A 21,662-nucleotide genomic window follows, 5' to 3' on the forward strand; every position below is an offset into this window, starting at 1 on the left:
GTCACTTCTCCTTCGCTGCGGTGTCGAGCTGGATCGAGTGCCAGCCGCTGCTCAGTCGGAGGTCCTGGTCGTGTGTCACGCCGGCCCGGTCCCGCCAGCGCAGCCGCACCTTCAGCGGTCCTTCAGCGTCGTCGCCGAGGCCGATGTGGATGTCATGGCTGCGCTTGCCCGAGTGGCCGCCGCCGCCGTCGACCCGGCTGATCCGCTGGGAACCGTCGGGCAGGGTGACGGTGGCCTGGGCGTCGACGACGGGGGAACCGGAAGGGTGGGTGAGCCGCAGGCCGAGGAAATCGCCGGTGTCCGGGCTCTGGTTGCTGTAGAAGACGGGCTCGCCCCACTGCCGGGCGACCGCCATATCGAGCCGGCCGTCGCCGTCGGCGTCACCGGTGGCGATACCGCGGGTGGGCGTGGGCACGGCCATGCCGAGTTTGCCGGCGAGGTTGACGTAACGGCCGTTCTCGCCCTTCTCCCAGAAGCGCAAGGTCTGGTCGCCGCTGAGGTCGTCGCCGCGTCCGACGTGCGGCCACCAGTCGGGGTCGGACGTCAGTATGTCGTTGGAGGTGGCCAGCTCCTGGAGCTGGGGCCAGCGGTTGGTCTTGCCCTTGACGAACCCGGTGGCCTGGGTGATCTCCAGTTCGCCGCTGTTGTCGAAGTCGCCCATCTTCACGTCCCAGCCCCAGCCGGACCAGGCCGTTCCCAGGGGTGCGCTGCGGTCCTCGAAGGGCGCCACCCCGTTCTGGAACGACTCGCGCAGATCGTCCTGGTCCTTGGCCGTGTTCATGAACGTGAAGTTGGACTCCTGAATGCCGAAGGAGGTGGTGATGTTGCTGACGAACATGTCGTAGAGGCCGTCGCCGTCGAGGTCCCCGAAGTCGACGCCCATCCCCTTGAAGGAGCTACGGCCGAGCTGCTTGGACTTGGGCGTCATCGGGTCGCGCGGGCCGTCCACCACCTTAAATTTGATCTTCCCCTGGCTTGAGGTGTTGTGCAGCAGCCGGGAGGTCCCGAAGTCATGGACGAGATAGAGCTCGGGGAGCTGGTCGCCGTCGAGGTCGGTGGCGGACGCGCCGAGCGTCCAGCCGGTCCTGACGGACTTGGGCAGCGCGCCGTCCACCTTCTCGAAGCCGGTCTCGGTCCAGCGGAAGATGAAGTCCTCGCCACCGTTCCTGGCCTGGGAGAGCGAGTCGTTCATCTGCACACCGCCGTCCTTGGACGGGTCGAGCACCGGGCTGTCGGGGAAGTAGTTGCCGATGAGGATGTCGTCGTGCCCATCACCGTCGAAGTCGGCGACCGTGGCGGCGTTGCTGTTCCACTGCGGCCCGGTGTACTCCGTGACGCCCACGTCGCGCATCAGCTCGACGGGCTCGAACGCTGCGGCGGTCAGGTCGTCGATGCCTGGTTTCGCCTGGAAGATGATGGGGGTCCGGCCCCAGTAGTAGACGAGCAGGTCGATGCTTCCGTCTTCGTTGAAGTCACCGGCGTTACAGCCCATCGGTGCCATGACCCTGCTCATCGGCAGCGGAGCGGGATCCAGCGCGAACGGCCGGTAGCGGTCCGCGCCCTTGCCCGGTGTGGGTGTCAGGACGACCTGGTCGATACGGGGGTCGGTGGTGCACAGGTCGTTGGAGAGACCGTCGCCGTCGACGTCGTTCATCGCGATGCTCGCGCCGACCGACGAGATCCACGCATCGATGTGCTTGTAGTCCTTGTTCACCTTGCGGATGGACTGTTGCGGGTATCCCGACGGCATGGCGATGGATTGCGGTGTGAAGGCGTAGCCGTCCGCCATGCGCGCCACTTCCGCCGCCGAAGGAGACGGCGGGCGTACGGCGAAGAAGAGACCCACCATGAGAACGAGAGCGAGAACTCCAGGAAGTTCACTGCGCATTCGGGTCCGCACGGTCATGACGTTCCAGCACCCCCTTGTGAAACGAACGTATCGACTATTCGCTGGCGCCATTCCTCATAGGCGTATCCCCCGGTAGCCGGCGAATCGGGGGGACACGTCTCCCGGCACAGCCGGGCCGCCGCCTCGGGGTCCATCCGGCAGAGGACCCGGGTGGCGAGGTGGGTGTGGGCCACGGTCACGCCCGCCTTCTCACGGGCCTCGGCCGCGAACGCCGCACCCTGCTGCACTCGGGAACGGTGGCGTCCGGAGCGCTCCAACAAGCGGCTCAGCTCGGCCTCCTCGGCTCCGCCGGCATAGGTCGCGGCCAGCCCAGCGCCACCGTAGAGATCGGGCCGGCGCCCCTCGGGAAACCCTTCGATCAGCGTGACCACCACATCGGCGTCGGTGCCGCCGACGAACCACAGTGCCCGGCCGATCCCCTGGTCAATGGCGCGGTGCACATAGGAGGCGGGGCCGGCGCGCCAGGGGAAGGAGGGGTCCTGGAACTGACCGTGCACATATTTCTCGGTGCTGAAGTACGCCTGGTGGAAGCCGTATCCGTCGAGGATGAGCCATCTGAGCAGCGGAGAGGTGCGCGTCAGATCGGGCCACATGAACCTGGGCAGTCTGGCCATGGCCCAGCCGATCCCGACATAGGCCATATAGATATGGTGACGGCCTTCTCCGGAGAGGAGTCCGGCCAACCGCCGACCGGAGCTGCCGGGGAGCGCGTCGAGCATGGTGCAGCCCATGGCCGCGCCCTCGTACGCGAACCCGCGGAGCTCCATCGGCACTCCGGCCAGCCGATGCTCCATCTCTGCCAGCGTGCGCGCCTCGACGGCGTGACCATAGCCTTCGAGGAATCCCAGACCGACGGATTCCAGGAGTTTCTGAGCGGCCGGATCCTTCTTGTGGAAGCCCCTCTTATCGAGGCTCACAGCCGACGTACTGGGTGTGAGAATACGACGCCTCAGCGCGCGTAAACTAGCCGACATCGCACTCTACCGCCCCTCGTTGAGGTTCTCTCGGATATCCGGGGTGACGCGATTTCGAATCCTCACAGGGGACCGAAGCGGCGTCTACTTCAATAGTGCTCAACTCGCGTCGGCGGGCGACCCGCGCGAAAAGCGCGTGCGACCCCCGTCGGTACGGTGTCCCCCCGACCGCTCGGTGGCGGCCGGCCGCGGTACGGGAACCCGGGCCCCCCGGCCGGCTCGCCCACGGCAGGGGGCGCCGGCGCCGTCAAGAAGCCCGTACGGCGGGGCGGAATCGTTCGGTATGAGGGGTCTCCTCTCCATGGCGTGTCATGGACATGCGACGCAAAGGACCATCGTGGGACCAGGGACGGGGGGCCGGCATCTCCGCGCGTGCGCTGTATCGGCCGGCGCCCGACACCTCAGGCGCCTCTGATGGATCTCTCCAGGCGTATGCCCGCCCCGCGGGAAGTAGCGGTCCATCGGCCGACGCCCGGATCGGCGCCGGCCGACCCGAGCCGGCCGGTGCCGTCATGCGCCTCCCCCGGCCAGCCCACCCCCGAGTGCGGCGGACCTCACGCCCACCCCGCTCCCGCACTCCCACGGGAACGCCAGGGGCACCGACGCACGGGAGAAGTCCAGGGGACATACTGCGCCACTTTCTCTGCGGCGGACCGGAATGCCGCGGACATCCCTTTCGGAGTCATGTGAGTCGGCAACGCCAAACACGGCGGTCCGGTTCCGGCACATCGTCTTCCAGAATGCCGAACCGCCATCCGGCCCCGTTCGCCCCGGCTCTATCGGATCCCACCGGCGGTCGCCTCGCGGTTCATCGGAAGCCGTTCGCATATATCGCAGGTCAGCCGTGCGCACACCCGCCCGCCGCACCCGATGGGCCCGATACGGAGCGCAGAGCGGGGCCCGCCCGACAGCCGGCGGGACACCCATACATCAAGGCCATCACGGCTGGCGGGAGGTCGCGGCCCGTCCGCGTGATGTGGTAGTCATGTCGTACCAGCCGGCCCTGGTAAGGAAAGAATTCCGAACTCCCGTATTAAACAAGGCGATTCAGACGACCGGCCAGGAGGTTCTCAGATATACCGGAGTCCTTGCGACTGCCGTCGAATCGCTTGATAGCGAGCGGCACAACGCAGATGCCGGGCAATGACCTTCTCCGGCCCACCGCTTCCGGCGCGTGGACCGGAGAGCGGCTTCACCCCCGTGGGCGCGTCCGAGTGACGGAGCGCCGGCGCGGGTGAGTTCGTACGAATGACGTCGTGCGAAATTCTCCACCACCGGGCACCCCGGCACGCACTCGGACGGGGAAGCACCGGGCGACCTTCCCGACGTTCACCCGACGACAACGGCGGACAGCATGACCAAGCGGTCTGAGACGACACGAGACGCCCTCATCCAAGCGGCGGCGGCGGCCTTCGCGGAACGCGGATACCCCGAGACCCGCCTCGAAGACGTGGTGGCGCGCCTGGAGGTCAGCAAGGGTGCGCTGTACTTCCACTTCCCCACGAAGGAGGCGCTGGCCGCCGCGGTCATCGACACCCACTACGCCCCCTGGCCCGAGCTATTGACGCGACTGCGCCCCCAATACCCCGACTCTTTGCGGCTGTTGCTCGAACTGTCCCGGCAGATCGTCGACAGCTACCAGCGGGAAGCCGGTATGCGAGCCGGTATGCGCCTGATGTCCGAGCACACCGTGGGCGGCCCGGCCCTGCCACGGCCGCTCGACTGCTGGCTCACCACGTGCACGCGACTGCTCTCCGAGGCCCGGGAACAGGGCAACCTACTGCCCGGCGTCGACACCGGGCGGACGGCGAGACTGATCCTGGCGGCCTTCACCGGGCTCTCGCTCGCGCACATCCCCGGCGCTGACAGGTCGGACGACGACCTCGCCGGTGAGATGACGGGCCTCTGGCTCACCCTGCTGCCGGGCCTGGTGCCCGCGGACCGTCTGGCCGGGTTGAACGCGGAGTTGACACCGGCGCGCCCTTCCTGATCCCCACCCCCTGCCACCGACAGGGGGTGCGGCTCGCGCTGACTCCCCGCCGGCCGGCGGAAGGCTGTGCGAGATCCTGGATTACCGCTCCGCAGCACCACCCGCTCGCGTTCAATGGTGCCCGGCCGGAGCTCGCACGGGCGTGCGAGTGCATCCGGCCTCGCGTCAAAGGGGCGGGCGTGGAGCGGCACATGGGGCCGGAGCACACCACACGTGCTGCGTGAACCGACGCTTCGAGCTGTTCTGAGCCTCCCCTGCCACGACGATCCATCGATCGAGAGGAAGCTCGGCATGAACAAGCGAGGCAGGTCGCGGATATGGCTCGGCGCCGCCCTGGCGGCCCTGATGTCGTTCGCGCTGACACCGGGGGCCGCGCAGGCCGACTCCGGGCGTCAGTGCTCCGGGGGCTATGTGGCCATCACCTTCGACGACGGCCCCACGACCAGCACGGCCGCGTACTTGAAGGCGCTGCGCGACGCCGGGCGGGTCAGAGCCACGTTCTTCGTGACCGGAACACTGGCCCAGGCCCAGCCCGACGGGACCAGACGGATCGCCGCCGATGGCCATCGGATCGGCAACCACTCGTACACCCACCCGGATCTCGTCGGACTCGACCCGGCCGCCGCGTTCGCGGAACTGCGCGACACCAGCCGCATCATCCGGGCACAGACGGGCCGGGCGCCGGCCCTCTTCCGGCCGCCGTTCGGGAGCACCGACGCGCGGACCCGGCAGGACGCGGCGCGGCTCGGGATGACCGAGGTGATCTGGACGGCCGACACGGTCGACTGGAGCGGTATCTCCACCGACACCATCGTGGCGAATGCGCTCACGGTGCGGCCGGGCGGCATCATCCTGCTCCACGACGGTCTACAGACGACGCTCGCGGCCATTCCGAAGATTGTCGACGGCCTCGCCGAACGCGGACTGTGCGCGGGCAAGATCGTGCGCTCGGCCACGCCGGTTGAGGCATGGCCGGGCCTGACCTTCCACGCCAAGGCCGCGCGCTGGTGACCTAGCCTCTCCGCCTCCGCGGAGGCCGTGACCCGTACCGCGAACGGTTCGCACCCTCCGCCTCCGGACCATCCGCCGCCGGACCATCCGCCGCCGGCCGTCCGGGCCGAGCCGCCCAGACGGTCGGCGGCGCTGTGCCGGGGGGCTTCCGTCACGCGCGGACTGCCAGGGGCGTGGGCGTGGTCGGCGGGCCTGGCCCCGCACCACCCGGGGGCGGACGAACAGGAGCACGCCGGCCGGCAGTGAGCCCGGTGGCCCCGCCTGCGAGCGGAAGTCGCACCGGGCGGACCGCCACCCGTCGCGCCCTGTTCCCCTTCCGGGCGGATGCTGGATAGGTTCGTTCCGCCCCACCCGGCACCGAAGGAGTCCCCCGTGCGTTTACGGCACCGACGCGTCCGCTCGTCCGCCCTGGTTTCCGCGGCCGTGATGGCCACGGTGGCGATGGCTCCCGCCCCGGTCATGGCGGACCGGAACCGTGGCGCGGACGGGGGGAGTTGGACCAGCGCCTGGGGTGCCGCCCTCCACCACCCCGTACCGCCCCTCCCGTGGACCTGGCCCGGCTGGTCCTGGGACGGATTCACCGACCAGAGCGTCCGGCAGGTGGTCCGGGTCGGGGCCGCGGGCGCACAGCTCAGGATCCGGTTCTCCAACCGGTACGGGAAGCAGCCGCTCCACCTGGCGCGGGCGACGGTCGCCAGGGCGGGCGAGGGTGCGGCGGTGCGCCCCGGGTCCGTCCGGGAGTTGCGCTTCGGCGAGCGGGATGGCGCGGTCGTCGCCATCGGGGCGGAGCGGTACTCGGACCCCGTACGGATGCGGGTACGGCCCGGGGAGCGGCTCACCGTCACCCTGTACTTCGCCGCCGCCACCGGTCCCGTCACCTTCCACGAACTCGGTCTCACCACCGCGTACCGTGCCGCCGGTGACCGTACCCACCACACCTCCGGTGACGCCTTCGGGGAGACCAGTGGGTCCCACTACCTCCTCTCCGACGTCGAGGTGCGGGGGGTGCGGAACGAAGGCGGTGTCGTCGCCTTCGGGGACTCCATCACCGATGGCTACGGCTCCACGCCGGGGACGGACCGCCGCTACCCCGACCGGCTCGGCGAGCGGCTGCTCGCCGACGGGCGGCGCCTGAACGTCGTCAATTCCGGGATCAGTGGCAACGCGCTCCTCGCCGACTCCCCGTGCTTCGGCGACAAGGGGCTCACCCGCTTCCGCCACGATGTCCTCGACCGGGCCGGGGCCCGTACCGCCGTCGTCCTGATGGGCATCAACGACATCGGCCGCGGCGGATTGCCCGACAGTGGGTGCGGCGGCCTTCCCGCCGTCAGCGCCGAGCAACTCATCGAGGGGCACCGGGCGCTGATCCGGGCGGCGCACCGGCGCGGAGTCACGGTGGTCGGAGCCACCCTCACCCCGTTCAAGGGGTACGCCGCCTACTACACCCCCCGGAAGGAGGAGGTCCGCGATGCGGTGAACGACTGGATCCGCACCAGCGGGGAGTTCGACGCGGTGGTCGACCTCGACCGGGTGCTCGCCGATCCGCGACCCGGCCGCGGCGATGAGATGGCCCCCGCGTACGACTCGGGAGACGGGCTCCATCCCAGTGACGCGGGGATGGCGGCGATGGCCGCGGCCGTGGGCGAGCACCTGCCGTAGCGGGAGCGTCGGCGGGTGGTGGACGCGTCATTCTGATGCGCCGGGGGGAAGCACTGACGGTCCTCATCCGCCCGGTAGGTGACCCGCGCTCGCCCCGGCCCGGGGGCATTCCGTGGGCCGGGGCGCCGGGCTCCGGTCACATGGCCATGGCTCTCAGCTCGCCGGCCGGGACGAAGCGGAGGTCGCGTTCGAGGAGCCCCTCGATGACCGCGGGCAGTGCCCGCACGGTCTCTCGGCGGTCGCCCCCGCCGTCGTGCATCAGGATCATGGAACCCGGCCGTGCGTGGTCCAGAACCGTTTTGGTGATCTTCTCGGGTCCCGGCCTGGCCCAGTCCCAGGAGTCGACGTCCCAGAGCGCCAGGGCCGGTCCGTCGGGGAGCAGTTCGCCCAGCGCCTCCGGGGTGCGCGCACCGTACGGCGGGCGGAACAGCGTCGGCGCCTCGCCGACCGACCGTTCGAAGGCCGCGCTGGTCCGCTCGATCTGGAGCCGGAACTGTGTGGCGGTCAGATCCGGCAGGAAGGGGTGCGACCAGGTGTGGTTGCCGATGTCGTGCCCCGCGTCCGTGATCCGCCGCACTTCGTCGGGGAGTGCGTTGACGTGCAGTCCGACGCAGAAGAAGGTGGCCCGCACGCCGTACCGGTCGAGGATGTCGAGGACCTGCCGGGTGAAGACCGGATCGGGCCCGTCGTCGAAGGTGAGGGCGATCTCCTGGCGGTCACGCGCGCCGTGCCGGAAGCAGCGGCCCGCCAGCGTGAGCGCCGACTCCACCGACGCGCTGCGACGGATCCCGTCGTGGTAGTCGTCGTCCCGCCCGGACTGCCCGCCGCCCTCCGCGGTCAGCGGGGAGAGGGAGGCGAGGTCGGTTCTGGCCCGGTCAGCCAGGGCGCGGGCCGATACGGAGCCGAAGGCGGGCCGTTCGGGGAGTACCCAGGGGTCGGCGCGGTAGACGTCGAGCCCGGCCGCCGTCAGCACGCCGTCCACCAGTCCGTTCGTGCTCTCCACGACGATGACGCACGGCAGTCCGGGCTCCCGGCCGGCGCCGCCGAGCCATCGGGTCAGCTCGGGCACCCGTTCCGCGCCCCATCTCGTCGGAGGGAGCGCCCGGTCTCCCCCGGCGTCGATCAGCTCGACGTCGTAACCGTCGGCGGTCCAGGCGATTCCCGCGTACAGCATGGGTTCTTCCTACTCGCTAGGGCGTTTCTGATGCGTCGGGGATGGACGGGGCCCCGGGCCGGAGCCGGGTGAACCCGCTGCACTCTCCCGCGGCGCACGGCAGACGTCATCCGGCACACGACATCCGGCGCGGGCGGGGGCGGGGGCCCAGAGGGGTCAGAGGGTCAGAGGGAGCGTGCCGGCGGCCGACGGTGGTCGTGGCGCGTTCTCGTGCCGGATGGCGGTGTACGGGTGAGTACGGGTGGTGACTGCCGTCATATCGGGCCTTTCCGGATCCAGGAAGCCCCCCACGAGCCCCCCGTCGCACGCCTGCGCCCTCCCGAGGAAGGGTGTCACCGCGGCCCTCATACGCACCGGGCCAAGGGTGGCCCACCAGGGCCGACCCAATCAATCTTCACGAACTCTCCAACAGGACCACACAGTTGCGACACAGCGCGCTATTCTTCGCGTGCCCCGCCGAATGGTCCAGACCATACCCATGGGCGGTGGCCGCACGCTATGCCCATGACCACCTCTCGTATCACCAGATTTCCAGGGTCAATTCCCCAGCAGGCCACCGCTCCTGGAGGGCACCATCAACGCTTCACCCACTCCGTTGACCGTCCCCGACCTGCTGGATTCCCGGGCCGCCGGTCAACCCGACGGCGTCGCCATCCAGGTGCACGGCGGCGGCACGCTGACCTACCGAGCCTGGCGCGAGCGGGCCGTACGGGCGGCCCGGGGTCTGGCGGACGCGGGCGTACGGCCCGGCGATCTGGTGGCGCTGCGCTTCGCCGACCGGGCGTGGGACCAGTACGCGGTGGCGTTCCTGGCCGTTCACTACGCGGGAGCCGCGGCACTGCCGCTGCGCGCCGATCTGGCCGAGCCGGAGGCCGCCCGGCTCGCCCAACTGTGCGGGGCCGGCGCGGTACTCCGCGGCACCGATCTGCCCGGCCTGCCCGGTGTCACCGACCACACCCTCGCCGCCGTCGAGGCCACGCCGCCCGGCGACGGTGAACCACCTGCCCGGCCCGCGCCCGACGACCCCGCCCAGGTGGTCGGCACCTCCGGAACCACCGGTGACCCGAAGGGAGTTCTCGCCTCGCACGCCAACCTCACGGCTGGTCACCGGCTCAACCCCCGCCCGCGCCCGTACGCCCACTCCCGGCACGCCATCCACGCCTTCCCGATCGGCACCAATGCGGGCCAGATGATGCTGCTCGGCGCCCTGACCGGCGCACCCACCACCGTGGTCCTGCCGCGCTTCGACGCCGAGGAGTTCGGGCGGGCGGTGGAGGAGTCCCGGATCGGCACCGTCTTCCTGGTGCCGTCGATGGCCATCGAGCTGCTCAACTCCGGTGTGCCGGACCGCCGCGACCTGTCCAGCGTGCTGCTGCTCAGCTCATCGGCCGCCGCCCTGCCGGTGCCCGTCGCCCACGCACTGACCGAGGCGCTGCCCAAGGCCACCGTGGTCAATGTGTACACCTCGGCGGAGGCAGTGCCCGCACAGCTCTCCATGGTGGTCGATCTGACGCGGCCCGGCTCGGTGGGCCGCCCGACCGACCCTCGCGACCTGCGCGTCCTCGACGCGGACGCCGGAGAACTGCCGGCCGGTGAGGTCGGCGACGTCTGGCTGCGCCAGCCGGGACCGCAGCGCAGCTATGTCGGCGACCCGGCCGCCGGGTCCGGAGTCTTCCGGGACGGCTGGGTGCGGATGGGCGACCTCGGGCGGCTGGACGCGGACGGCTATCTCTACCTGGTGGATCGGGAGAGCGATGTCATCAAGTCCGGTGCGCTGAAGGTCTCCACCCTGCGGATCGAGGACGCGCTGCACGAGCACCCGGGGGTCGCCGACGCGGCGGCGCTCGGCGTTCCGCACCCGGTGATGGGCGCGGTGCCGGTCGCTGTGGTGGTGCCGGCGGCCGAGGGGCTGGACCTGGACGGACTACGGCTGTTCCTCAGCACCAGGCTGAGCCGCCCCGAACTCCCGGTGCGCATCCTGTTCGCCACCGACCTGCCGCGCAACGCCACCGGCAAGGTGCTGAAGCACCGGTTGCGCCCGGTCTTCGACGCCCCCGATGCACCGTCGGCCGCACGGCCGGTCGGGGGTCCGCCCGCCACCGCGACGGAGCTGCGGCTCGCGGAGCTGTGGCAGGAGGTGCTGGGCCGCCCGGTGGGGGATGTCGCCGAGGAGTTCTTCGCGCTCGGCGGCGACTCCTTCCGGGCCGTCCAACTGGCGGCGGCCGTCTCGGAGCGGTTCGGGGTCGAGGCGGGTTCCGCGCTCGTCTTCGGCCGTCCGTCGCTGCGGGCGCAGGCCGCCTGGCTGGAGGCGGGCGCGACGACCGCCGCACCGGCGCGGACCGGCGAGGCGGACGAGGCGAAGGAAGCGGAAGAGGCCGACCAGGCGATCCCGCCCTTCCTCCGCGCGCTACGGGCCCAGCCACACATCGTTCCGCTCACCAGCCAGCAGGAGAACTTCCTGGACTGGATGGCCGAGGAGTCCGGGCGCGACGTGGGCGCCGTCACCGCGCTCTTCCGGGTGACCGACCGACTGGACCGGGAGGCGCTCGGTCGGGCGCTGACCGAAGTCGTCCGGCGCCACCCGGCGCTGCGCACCCGGTTCGTGCCGGTCCCCGGCGATGTCCCCGGGCTGGTCCGCACCGTACTGGACGAGGAACCCCGGTCCCGGATCACCCTGTTGGACGCGCCCGGCGCCACCGATGCCGAGGTGAACACGCTGCTGATCGCCGAGCGGGACCGCCTCACCGATCTGGGCGAGGACCCGACCGCCCGGCTGTTGGTGGTCAGCCGCGGCGCCGAGGACCACATCGTGCTGCTCGCGGTCCATCACATGGTCGCCGACGGTTGGTCAATCGGCGTCCTCCTGCACGAACTCGGGCTGGGCCACGACGCCCTGCGACGCGGTCGGACACCGCGGCTGCCCGAGCAGGCCATGCCGTACCAGGACCTGGTCCGCTGGTCGAACTCCCGTTGGCCGGCCGGTCGCCGGCACTTCGCCGCCGCGCTCGACGGCGCTCCGTCCGCCGTCGACCCCTTCCCCGGCCGGCGCGCCGTCGAGCAGGTGCACACCACCGCGTATCCGTTCACCGTGGCCGCCGCACCCGCCGGCCGGTTGCGGGAGCGGGCCGGGCTCCTCGGGGTCACCCCGTTCATGGCGGTCGCCACCCTGTGGAGCGGACTGTTGGCGACCCGCAGCGGCCAGTCCGACCTGGTGCTGATGACTCCGGTGCCCGGCAGGACCAGGCCCGAGGCGCAGCGGGCGGTCGGCTGTCTGGTGCAGTCGCTGCTGCTACGGGTGGACTGTTCCGGGGGGCCGGGCTTCGCCGAGCTGGCGGAGCGGGTGCGGCTGGCCGCCACCGGTGCGCTGGACCACCAGTTGTACCCGTACTCCGAGTTCAAACCGTCGGTGGTGGCGTTCCCGGCCTGGCTGCGCTACGAGAACTGGGCCGCCGACGCCCATCTGCCCGGTCTGCTCTGCGAGCCCTGGGTACTGCCGCGCGGCACCACCGTGCCCTGGCCACTACCCGGCGGTGACCTCGGGGTTCCCGAGCTGACCGTCGTCGAACAGCCGGACGGCGGATTGAACTGTTGGATCCAGTTCAATGCGCTGGCCTTCGCGCAGGCCGACATCGCCGAGCTGGCCGAGGGGTTCACGACCGCGCTGACCGCAGCCGGTCACTGAGTCGCGGCCCCGTCCCAGGGGCCGCGGTGCCGGGACGACCTCCCCTCCCCTCCCCTCCCCTCCCCCGCTCCCGTCTCCCACTCCACGACCTCACGACCTCACGACCTCACCGACTTCAGCGATCTCACCAACCTCACCGCCGATGCGCCATCGCGCCATTTCGCCGTACCGCCGTATCGCGGTACCGCCGTTTCGCCGTTTCGCCGTACCGCCGTCCCGTCGGACAGACTGAGGAAATTCCTGTGATCAGCACCCCTACCAGCCATGCCCAGCAGGGCATCTGGGTCAACGAGCGGCTCGCCCCGCTCGGCTCCGTCCACCACATGCCGTTCGCCGCGCACTTCGAGGGAGCCCTGGACGAGCCGGCGCTGACCGCCGCCTGCGCCGACCTGGCAGCCCGCCATCCCGCACTGGCCCTGACCGTCCGGGAGGTGGACGGTGTGCCCGTGCTCGGCGCCGGTCCGGTCCCGGAGCTGGTGGTACGCCGGTCGACCGGCGGCCGGCTGGCCGCCGAGCTGGCCGAGCTGAGCGCGGCGCCGTTCGATCTCGCGGCCGGCCCACCGGCCCGGTTCACCCTGCTGCGCACCGACGAGACACACGCCACCCTGCTCGTGGTGGTGCACCACATCGCCTTCGACGGCACCTCGACCGATGTGTTCCTGACCGACCTCGCGGCCTGCTACGCCCACCGCACCGGCGCGGGACCGGCCCCCGAACCACTGGCTCCGCTCGCCGTGCCGAAGCCGGCCGGCGCGGCCCCCGCCCCCGCCCCCTCCCCGGACATGGACACGGACACGGGCACGGAGCGGGACGCGCTGGCCGCGGCGACCGCCTACTGGGCCGGCCGGCCGCTGCCCGACGCGGAGGTCCTGCTCCCGGGCCTGGCCCAGTGCCAGGACGGCGTCGGTCCCGGCTCGGCCGTGGCCTTCGACCTGGATCCGCGGCTGCGCGCCGATCTCGTCGTGACCGCCGAGAAGCTCGGCGTCACCCTCTTCGAACTGCTGCTGGCCGCCGTGCACACGCTGCTGCTGCGCTACGGCAACCAGCGCCCGGCGGTCGCCGTCGACCTCGGCACCCGAAGACCTGAGACCGCCGACCGGATCGGCGCGCACGTCAATGAACTGCCCGTGGTCACCGCCCCCGCACCGGGAACGCCCTTCGGCGAGTTCGCCCGCGAGGTACGCGCCGAACTGCGCGGCGGCTACCCGCACCGCCGGGTGCCGTTGGCGCGCGCCGTTCGGGGCCTGCGGCCCGGCGTGGCGCTCGCCCCCGTCTCCTTCACATACCGCCGTCGCATCGCCCCGGTCGAGTTCGCGGGGCTGCGCACCACGATCGACTGGGTGCTCTTCCCCGGCACCGCGCGCGGCGCGCTGCGGGTGCATCTGGTGGACGGCCCGGACCGGCTCGGCGTGCTGCTCATGCACCGGACGGAAGCGCTGGCCACCGAGCGGGCCGAGCGGATCGGAGCCCATCTGCGCCGGCTGCTCGGCGCGATAGCCGCCTCCCCCGGCACCGTGCTCGCCGACCTTCCGCTGCTGGACGAGGCGGAGCTGGCCCCGCTGCGCGGACCGGACCCGGCGGCCGACGCCGCCGGTGCCACCCTGCCCGCGCTGCTGACCGACGCCTTCGCCACCCACTCCGACCGGGTGGCGGTGTCGGCCGGTGACCACACGCACACGTACGGGGAACTGGCGGCGGCGGCCTCGGGGCTGGCCCGGCGGCTGGTCGATGCCGGGGTCACACCGGGCACGGTGGTCGCCGTATGCGCCGAGCGCTCGCCGGAGATGCTGGCCGCCGTGCTCGCCGTCACCCTGGCCGGCGGCGTCTATCTGCCGGTCGATCCCGGGTACCCGGCGGAGCGCGTCGCCTTCGTGCTCGCCGACGCCGGGGCGCCGGTCGCACTGGCCCAGCGGCGCACCGCCGAGCGGGTCGCCGGGCACGGCAGGACACTGCTGCTGGACGGCCTGTTCGACACCGATCCGCACCCAGTGGCGCCCCCGGGTCCGCTGCCCGCCGCCGCTCCGGACGACGTCGCCTACCTGATCTACACCTCCGGTTCCACCGGCCGTCCCAAGGGCGTCGAGGTACCGCACGGTGCGCTGGCCCATCTGCTGCTGGCCTTCCGCGACCGGCTGACCGCCTCCCCCGAGGACGTCTGGCTGGCCGTCACCTCGCTCTCCTTCGACATCTCCGCCCTGGAGCTGCTGCTCCCCCTCGTCACCGGCGGCCGGGTGGTGATCGCCGGTGAGGAGCAGGTCCGGGACGGCCGCGCGCTGACGGATCTGGTCGAACGGCACTCCGTCACCCATCTACAGGCGACCCCGTCCGGCTGGCGGCTGATGCTGGACGCCGGGCTGACCGCCCCCGGGCTGACGGCGCTCAGCGGTGGCGAGGCGCTGCCCCTGCCGCTCGCCCGCCGGCTGCGCGAGCGGGTCGGACGGCTCTGGAACGTCTACGGACCGACCGAGACCACCATCTGGTCCACCGCCGTCGAACTGCCCGCCGCACCGGACGACGTGAGCATCGGCGGGCCGATCGCCGGCACCACCGCCCTGATCCTGGGACCGGACGGGCGCCCCGTACCGCACGGGGTCGCGGGTGAACTGGCGCTCGGCGGCGCGGGCCTGGCCCGGGGCTACCGCGGCCGGCCGGAACTCACCGCCGAGCGGTTCATCACCGACCCGGGCACCGGATCGCGCTACTACCGCACCGGTGATGTGGCCCGGGTGCGTGCCGACGGCGGTCTCGACTGCCTGGGCCGCCTCGACGACCAGGTCAAACTGCGCGGTCACCGGATCGAGCTGGGGGAGATCGAGGCCCGGTTGCAGGAGCACCCCGCCGTGGCCGCGGCGGCCGTCGCGGTACGCGGCTCCGCCGACGACCCCGGCGGTCAGGTGCTCGCCGGCTACCCGGTCTGGCGGCCTGGCGTGCCCGCGCCGGACGCCGCAGAGCTGCGGGCCTTCCTGGCACTGACACTGCCCGAAGTGATGGTCCCCGGTGTCTTCCACGTACTCCCACTGCTCCCGCTGACACCGAACGGCAAGACCGACCGGCGCGCCCTGCCCGAACCGGTCCGCGAACATCCGCCGGCCGCCCCGGACGGGACCGGGTCGTCGGACGGACCCGCGGACGAACCGTGGGACGAGGTGACCACCGAGGTGGCGGCCATCTGGTGCGAGGTGCTGGGCCTGCCCTCCATCGGCCTGTACGACGACGTGTTCGACCTCGGGGCACATTCACTGACGATCACTCAGGTTTCGGCGCGGATCCGGCGCCGCCTCGGCGCCGAGGTGCCGCTCCAGGTGTTCTACGAGGAGCCCACGGTCGCCGCCGTGGCGGACGCCGTCACCCTGGAACTGCTGGCGGAGGAGGTCTGATGGAACGCGTTGACCAAGCCGCACCCCCGACCGCTTCGGCCGTCACTCTCGACACCCCCACCGCTTCGGCCGTCGCTTCCGTCATCCCGACCACCCCGGCCGTCGCTCCCGTCACCCCGACCACCCGTCGCCCCCGCCCCGTGCTGACCGACGAACAGCGTGCCCTGCTCGCCCGTCGCCGGCAGGAGCGCACGGCCGAGGCCGCCGGGGGGCCGGTCATCGCGCCGCGCCCGGCCGGTGTGCCGGTACCGCTCTCGCTCGCCCAGGAACGGCTCTGGTTCGTCGAGCAGTTGACCCCCGGCACCGCCGCCTATGTACTGCCGACCGCCGGGCGACTGCGCGGCCCGCTCCGGCCCGAGCTGCTGGCCGAGGCGCTGCGGCTGGTCGCCGTCCGGCACGAGACGCTGCGCAGTGCCTTCCCCGCCGACGCGGATGGCGCGCCCCGGGTGCACATCGCCCCAGCCGACGGGTTCACCGTGCCCTGGGAGTTGCATGAGCTGACCGACCTGCCCGTCGACGCACGGGAGACCGCCGCCCGTGCGGCGGTCGAGGCCGAGGTCGACCGGCCGTTCGACGTGGCGGAGGGGCCGCTGCTGCGCGCCCTCCTCCTGCGGCTGGACGCCGAGGACCATGTGCTGCTGGTCTGCCAGCACCATCTGGTCGGCGACGGCTGGTCCGCCGGTGTACTGCTGGACGAACTGCTCTCCGGCTATCAGGAGCTGGCGGCCGGGGGCAGCCCCGCGCCGTCCGCGCTGCCGCTGGGCTACGGCGACTTCGCGCACTGGCAGCGCGAGCGTCAGGAGCGTCCCCGGGCCGCCGCGGACCTGCGGTACTGGCGCGACGCGATGGCGGGTGTGCCACCGCTGGACCTGCCCACCGACCGGCCCCGGCCCACCCTGCCCGGCCCCGGCGGCGCGACCTTCACCTTCCGGCTCGATCCGCGCACGTACCAGGCCGCCCGCGCACTGTCCCGCGCCCGGGGCGCCACCCTCTACATGACCCTGCTGGCCGCGTTCCAGGTGGTGCTGGGTCGTTGGTCGGGGCAGCCCGACTTCGCCGTGGGCACGCCGTTCGCGGGCCGTCAGATGGAGGAGACCGAGGGCCTGATCGGCCTGTTCAGCACCATGCTGCCGCTACGGGCCGAGCTGGGCGCGCGGACAGGCGCTGCTGACGGAGCAGGAGACCGGACGGGAAGCGGGACGGCTTCCCCTGACTTCGCCACCGTCCTGGCCCGGGTCCGCACCGCCGCGCTGGGGGCCCAGCAGCATCAGGAGACGCCGTTCGAGCGGCTGGTCGAGGCACTGGACCTGCCGCGCGAGGTCGGCCGGCCGCCGCTCTTCCAGGTCTCCTTCGCACTGCAGAACCACCGCGCCCAGGAGTTCCGCCCCCGCGAACTGACCTGGGGGACCTTCCCCTTCGAGGGCAGCGCCGTCCATCTCGACCTCGGTCTGTACTGCACCGAGACCGACGGCGGCCTGGACGCCTTCCTCACCTACCGCACCGATCTGTGGGACGCGGCCACCGTCGGCCGGCTGGCCGGGCACTGGCAGCGCGTGCTCGACGCGGTCGCCGCCGATCCGTACGCACCGGTCGACACACTGGACCTGTTGACCTCCGAAGAACGCCACCGCCTGCTGTACGAGTGGAACGACACCGGCACCGCGCTGCCGTCGGCCGCCACCCTCGCCGACGCGGTCGCCGCGCAGGTCGCCCGCACCCCGGACGCCACGGCCCTCACGCACGGCGGCGGGACGCTGTCCTTCGCCGATCTCGACCGGCGCGCCAACCGACTGGCCCATCTGCTGCGCGCCGCCGGGGCCGGACCCGACGCCGTCGTCGGCGTCTGTCTGGACCAGGGGCTCGAACAGGCCGTCTGCCTGCTCGCGGTGCTCAAGTCGGGGGCGGCGTACGTCCCCCTCGATCCGGAGCAGCCGCGCGAGCGCCTCGGTCATATGCTGACCGACTCCGCGCCCGTCGCGCTGGTCACCACCGGCGCCCACCGCGCCCTGCTGGCCGGTTCGGACGCACCCGTCCTGCTGCTGGAGGAGCTGCGGGACCGGCTCGCCACCGTGCCCGACACCCCGCCCGACAGTGGCGCGGGCCCGGACCACCTGGCCTATGTGATCTACACATCGGGCTCCACCGGCACCCCCAAGGGCGTGGCGGTGCAGCACCGTCAGGTGCTCACCTATCTCGACGGGGTGCGGCAGCGGTTCGCCGAGGCCGGGTTGCCCGACGGCGCCCGGTACGTCCTGCTCCAGTCGCTGGCCTTCGACTTCGGCCTGACCACCCTCTACCTCTCGCTCACCACCGGCGGCTCCCTGCATCTGCTGGCCCCGCGCACCGGCGGCCCCGAGTTGGCCGCCTACCTGGCCGAGCAGCGCATCGACTGCGTCAAACTCACCCCCTCCCATCTGGCCGCGCTGAGCGCCGAGGTGGATGACGAGGCGCTGCTGCTGCCGCGCCACCTGCTGATTCTCGGCGGGGAGGCGTCCGGGTGGGAGTGGAGCCGCCGACTCGCCGAGGCCGGCGCCCGTACCGGCTGCCGGGTGATCAACCACTACGGGCCGACCGAGGCCACCGTCGGTGTCACCACGCTGTTGATCGACCCCGACCTGCCGGCCGCCGGACCCACCACCCCCATCGGCCGCCCGCTGCCGGGCGCCCGGATCTATCTGCTCGACGCCCATCTGGCACCGGTGCCGGCCGGGGTGCCCGGTGAGCTGTGGATCGGTGGTGACCGGCTGGCGCGCGGCTATCTCGGCCGGCCGGAGCTGACGGCCGAACGGTTCCGCTCCGACCCGTTCGTCGACGCCGGGGAGGGCGGGCCGGCCCGGATGTACCGCACCGGCGATCTCGCCCGGTACCGCTCCGACGGCACCGTCGAGTTCCTCGGCCGCGGCGACGACCAGGTCAAGATCCGCGGCTACCGGGTCGAACTCGGCGAGGTGGAGACCCACCTCGCCCGGCTGCCCGGCGTCGCCCAGGCCGTCGCCGCTGCCCGCGGCCCCGCCGGGGAGCTCGCGCTCGTCGGCTATCTGGTGCCCGCCGAGGAGGCCGCGCCGCCTCCGGTCGCCGAGCTGCGCCGGCTGCTGGCCGAGAAGCTGCCGGACTACCTGATCCCCTCCCGTTTCGTACTCCTCCCCGACCTGCCCCGGCAGGCCCACGGCAAGGTCGACCGGCGTGCCCTGCCCGAACCCGGTGCGGCCGGCCCCGGCGCGGACGCCGACTACGTCGCACCGAGCACTCCGACCCAGGAGGCCATCGCCGATGTCTGGGCCACCCTGCTCGGCGTGGCACGCGTCGGCGCGCAGGACGACTTCTTCGATCTCGGCGGCCACTCCCTGCTGGCCATCCGGATGGTGGCCGCCCTGCGCCGGGTGCTCGGTCCGGAGGCGCGGATCACCCTGATGGACGTCTTCCAGGAACGGACCGTGGCCGCGCTGGCCGCGCTGGCGGACCAGTCCGAGGACGAACGCGGCCCGCGCCGACTGCTCCATGAACTGACACCCCGTCAATCCGCGGACACCGTCAGGCTCTCCCTGGTCTGTCTGCCGTACGGCGGTGGCAGCGCGGTCGTCTACCAGCCGCTCGCCGACGCCCTGCCGCCGGGCGTCGCACTGCACGCGGTCGCCGTCCCCGGGCATGACCTCGGCATGTCCGAGGAGTCGCTGCCGCTGGAGGAGGTCGCCCGACGCTGCGCCGATGAAGTGCTGGCCGGGGTGGCCGGACCGGTCGCGGTGTACGGGCACTGTGGGGTGGGCGCGGCGCTGGCCGTCGAGCTGGCCCGGCGGCTGGGCGCAGCGGGGCGCGAGCCCGCCGCCGTCTATCTGGGCGGGATCTTCCCGTTCGCCCGGCCGACCGAGGGCCTGCTCGGGTTGCTCTCCCGTTTCTCGGCGCTCGACCGGCGGCGCAGCGGACGGCTCCATCTGAACTGGCTCCGTTCGATGGGCGCCGACCTGGAGGGCCTGGAGCCTGAGCAGTTGACCACCATCGTGCACAACGTCCGCGAGGACTCGCGGGCCGCCGAGGCGTACTTCACGGAACGGCTGGCGCAGCCTCCCACCGGACTGGCGACGCCGGTGGTGTCGGTGATCGGATCGGCCGACCCGGGCACCGAGTTCCACCGCGAGCGGTTCCGGGAGTGGGGCTTCCTCGGCACCACGACGGCCGTGGCGGTCCTGGATGAGGGCGGCCACTACTTCCTGAAACACCGGGCGGCCGAATTGGCCGAAATCGTTACCACCGTCCATCCGGCGGTGGCCGACGGCGACGCGCCCGAGCTGACGCGCGAGCGGCGGCCCGAGCGGGCGACCTGGTGGCTGGACGGCGTGCACCACGATTCCGGCACCGCCGACGCGTCGGCCGAGGCCGCGCCGCGTACCCGGCGCGACACCCGGCGGTTCGTGGCGGTGGCAGCGTCTCAGCTCATCTCGCAGACCGGCTCGGCGCTGACCGAGTTCGCCCTCCCCCTGTGGATCTACCTCTCGACCGGTTCGGTCGCCTGGTTCGGCCTCTTCGCGGTGCTCGGCATCGTGCCGGGGCTGTTGGCGGCGCCAATACTCGGCGGTCTCGTCGACCGGATCGACCGGCGTCGGGTGATGCTGATCTCGACGATCGTCTGCGGTACCGCCGAGGCGCTACTGGCGCTGCTGAACACCTTCGGGAATCTGCGGCCCTGGCATGTCGGGATACTGATGGCGATTCTCTCGGTCTCGCTCACGGGGCAGCGGCTCGCCTTCCAGTCGGCGATCCCGCAGCTCGTGCCCAAGCGCTATCTCGGCCACGCCAACGGTGCCGTCCAGGTCTCGGGCGGCATCGCCCAGGTGATCGCCCCCCTGGCGGCGGTCGGGATGCTGGCCGCGATCGGCCTGAGCGGGGTCCTGCTGCTGGATGTGATCAGCTACACGGTGGCGGCGACGGTCCTGATGATCGTGCGCTTCCCCCGCACTCTGCCCTCCCGACGGCGGGAGACGCTGCGTCAGGAGATCGTGGCCGGCTTCCGGCTGGTCGTCGGGCAGCGCGGGTTCCGGGCGATGCTGATCTTCTTCGCCGTACTCAACCTGTTCCTGCCGGTCCTCTTCCAGCTCGTCTCGCCCCTCGTCCTCGGCTTCTCCAGCCTCGGTTCGGTGGCGACGGTGGCGCTGGCCGGTGGTTCGGGCGCGGTGGTCGGCGGACTCGCGATGGGCATCTGGGGCGGGCCGCGGCGCCGGCGAATGCGCGGGATGCTGCTGATGGTGCCGGTGCTGGCGCTCTTCTGTGTGCTGACGGGCCTGCGTCCGGACCTGCTCGTGGTGGGCGCCGGGGTGTTCGGCATGTCAGCGTCGCTCTCGCTGCTCAACGGCATCTATCTCACGATCGTCCAGGTGAAGGTTCCGCAGCGGTTCCACGGACGGGTGATGGCGCTGAACCAGTTGGTCGCCTGGTCCACCCTGCCGGTCGGCTATCTGCTGATCGCCCCGCTCGGCAGCCAGTATCTGGAGCCGCTGATGGAATCCGGAGGCGCGCTGTCCGACACCGTGGGCGTCCTGCTGGGGACGGGATCCGGCCGCGGTATCGGCCTGCTCTACCTGTTGCTGGGCGGGGCGATCCTGGTGCTCGGCGTGGTGTCGCTGCGGATGCGGGCACTGTCCCGGTTCGACCAGGACGTCCCGGACGCGCAGGCGGACGACCTGGTCGGCCTGGCAGCGCTCACCTCCGACCGTCCCGGCCACGACGGGCACCGGCAGGAGTCCGGCGAAGCCCCGACAGGCACCGACGATGCTGACCGGGCCGCCGAGCGGACCCAGGAACGGGAGCCGTCGAAGCTCGCCCCCTGACCGGGCGGGAACACACGCGGGGCGGGCCGGGCCCGGCTGGGCCCGGCCCGCCCCGAAAAGAAGCGGA

9 protein-coding genes are annotated in these 21,662 nt (G+C 72.1%); 6 read left to right on the plus strand and 3 right to left on the minus strand.

All coding sequences use genetic code 11. The annotated features are described in order from the left end of the window. Position 1: 1 nt before the first annotated feature. The gene (locus ACH4S7_RS23920) at positions 2 to 1,906 is read right to left on the minus strand and encodes a CRTAC1 family protein (RefSeq protein ID WP_398523293.1); all 1,905 of its coding nucleotides are present in this window, start codon (positions 1,904 to 1,906) and stop codon (positions 2 to 4) included. Beyond that, positions 1,903 to 2,883, minus strand: a complete 981-nt coding sequence (locus ACH4S7_RS23925; RefSeq protein ID WP_398523294.1) for a DUF1702 family protein — start codon at positions 2,881 to 2,883, stop codon at positions 1,903 to 1,905. Before ACH4S7_RS23925 ends, ACH4S7_RS23920 begins: the two co-directional genes overlap by 4 nt. Before the next feature lie 1,354 nt (positions 2,884 to 4,237). Here ACH4S7_RS23925 and ACH4S7_RS23930 point away from each other — a divergent pair. The 3 genes from ACH4S7_RS23930 (at position 4,238) to ACH4S7_RS23940 (ending at position 7,543) form a co-directional block, all read left to right on the plus strand. Then, a complete protein-coding gene (locus ACH4S7_RS23930) occupies positions 4,238 to 4,873 on the plus strand; it encodes a ScbR family autoregulator-binding transcription factor (RefSeq protein ID WP_398523295.1) in 636 nt (211 codons plus the stop codon). A gap of 291 nt (positions 4,874 to 5,164) precedes the next feature. Continuing rightward, a complete protein-coding gene (locus ACH4S7_RS23935) occupies positions 5,165 to 5,884 on the plus strand; it encodes a polysaccharide deacetylase family protein (protein ID WP_398523296.1) in 720 nt (239 codons plus the stop codon). A 372-nt stretch (positions 5,885 to 6,256) separates the two neighbouring features. Then, complete coding sequence (locus tag ACH4S7_RS23940; protein ID WP_398523297.1) at positions 6,257 to 7,543, plus strand: SGNH/GDSL hydrolase family protein; 1,287 nt, start codon at positions 6,257 to 6,259, stop codon at positions 7,541 to 7,543. Between the two features lie 136 nt (positions 7,544 to 7,679). On the opposite strand, the gene ACH4S7_RS23945 is transcribed toward ACH4S7_RS23940, so the two are convergent. Next, positions 7,680 to 8,717 carry a polysaccharide deacetylase family protein gene (locus tag ACH4S7_RS23945; RefSeq protein WP_398523298.1) on the minus strand — a complete coding sequence of 346 codons (1,038 nt, stop codon included), beginning with the start codon at positions 8,715 to 8,717 and terminating at the stop codon, positions 7,680 to 7,682. 595 nt (positions 8,718 to 9,312) lie between these two features. On the opposite strand from ACH4S7_RS23945, the gene ACH4S7_RS23950 reads away from it, so the two are divergent. The 3 genes from ACH4S7_RS23950 (at position 9,313) to ACH4S7_RS23960 (ending at position 21,595) form a co-directional block, all read left to right on the plus strand. Next, on the plus strand, positions 9,313 to 12,399 hold the full coding sequence (locus ACH4S7_RS23950) for an AMP-binding protein (protein ID WP_398523299.1): 3,087 nt from the start codon (positions 9,313 to 9,315) through the stop codon (positions 12,397 to 12,399). Positions 12,400 to 12,641: 242 nt separating this feature from the next. Then, on the plus strand, positions 12,642 to 15,776 hold the full coding sequence (locus ACH4S7_RS23955) for an amino acid adenylation domain-containing protein (RefSeq protein WP_398523300.1): 3,135 nt from the start codon (positions 12,642 to 12,644) through the stop codon (positions 15,774 to 15,776). Continuing rightward, complete coding sequence (locus ACH4S7_RS23960) at positions 15,776 to 21,595, plus strand: amino acid adenylation domain-containing protein (RefSeq protein WP_398523301.1); 5,820 nt, start codon at positions 15,776 to 15,778, stop codon at positions 21,593 to 21,595. The genes ACH4S7_RS23955 and ACH4S7_RS23960 overlap by 1 nt, the downstream gene beginning before the upstream one ends. Positions 21,596 to 21,662 lie beyond the last annotated feature (67 nt).

This window comes from Streptomyces sp. NPDC020965, assembly GCF_044333555.1.
GTDB lineage: Bacteria > Actinomycetota > Actinomycetes > Streptomycetales > Streptomycetaceae > Streptomyces.

Coding starts and splice junctions, on each gene's coding strand:
- ACH4S7_RS23920 (WP_398523293.1), bottom strand. CDS start 1,906: ATGACCGTGCGGACCCGAATGCGCAGTGAACTTCCTGGAGTTCTCGCT.
- ACH4S7_RS23925 (WP_398523294.1), bottom strand. CDS start 2,883: ATGTCGGCTAGTTTACGCGCGCTGAGGCGTCGTATTCTCACACCCAGT.
- ACH4S7_RS23930 (WP_398523295.1), top strand. CDS start 4,238: ATGACCAAGCGGTCTGAGACGACACGAGACGCCCTCATCCAAGCGGCG.
- ACH4S7_RS23935 (WP_398523296.1), top strand. CDS start 5,165: ATGAACAAGCGAGGCAGGTCGCGGATATGGCTCGGCGCCGCCCTGGCG.
- ACH4S7_RS23945 (WP_398523298.1), bottom strand. CDS start 8,717: ATGCTGTACGCGGGAATCGCCTGGACCGCCGACGGTTACGACGTCGAG.
- ACH4S7_RS23960 (WP_398523301.1), top strand. CDS start 15,776: ATGGAACGCGTTGACCAAGCCGCACCCCCGACCGCTTCGGCCGTCACT.